The organism is Xanthomonas albilineans (assembly GCF_002939705.1).
GTDB classification, from domain to species: domain Bacteria; phylum Pseudomonadota; class Gammaproteobacteria; order Xanthomonadales; family Xanthomonadaceae; genus Xanthomonas_A; species Xanthomonas_A albilineans.
Map to the genome: position 1 here is coordinate 1 of NZ_MDCB01000076.1, position 914 is coordinate 914.

At 65.8% G+C, this 914-nt stretch carries 1 protein-coding gene; it reads right to left on the minus strand.

Translation table 11 applies throughout. From position 1 onward, the window contains the following. On the minus strand, positions 1–914 hold a 914-nt coding region (locus XalbCFBP2523_RS15795), incomplete at both ends, for an AMP-binding protein (protein WP_146084148.1).

A 914-nucleotide genomic window follows, 5' to 3' on the forward strand; every position in this document is an offset into this window, starting at 1 on the left:
AAGCGCGGAAGCGCCGGCAGCGACTGGAAGCGCGTTGGCAGCATGTAGGTAGGCAAGCGTTCCTGCAGCAGCTTGCGCAGCTCGTCGAGGTTCAGGACACCCTGGCGTGGCACCACGTAGGCCAACAGTTCCGGCGTGGGCGAGCCTTGCGGCCAACCGATCACGGCGGCCTCGGCGACCTGCAGGTGGGCCGCCAGGGCTTTCTCCACCTGGCGCACGTCCACGCGGTAGCCGCGGACCTTGACCTCGTAGTCGCGCCGGCCGAGCAGTTCCAGCGTACCGTTGTCCAGTAGGCGGGCCATGTCGCCGGTCCTGTACAGACGCGAGCCGGGGGGGCCGTAGGGATTGGCGATGAAGCGCGCGGCGGTCAGGCCGCCCTGGCGCCAATAGCCGTGCGCAATGCCGAGGCTTTCAATGTGCACTTCGCCCATGATGCCAGGCGGCAACGGTCGCAGTTGTTCGTCGAGCACATGGACCTTGGTATTGGCGATGGGCCGTCCGACCGGGACGAAGCCGCTGCCGCTGTGCTGCTCGGCCGGATCGCAATAGGTCATGTCGTTGATTTCGGTACACCCGTAGATGTACCAGGCCGTGCAGGCAGGCAGCAGCGTCCTGAGCCGTTGCAGCAGTTCCGCCGGGCAGGGTTCGATGGAGACGAAGAGCTGGCGCAGTCGCGCCAGCCGCTGCGGTGTCTCAGCAACGTGGTCGAGCAGCGCGTTGAGCTGGGAAGGAAAGGTATACAGGCGTGTGATCTGCCAGGTTTCCAGCGCGCGCACGAAAGCGGGGATGTCACGCACGGTATCCTCGTCGATGAACACCTGCGGCACGCCAGCAAGTAGGCCGGCGAGCAGTTCCTTGACCGAGATGGCAAAGGCGATCGAGGTCTTTTGCGCCACCCGCTCCCCGGCCTCGAA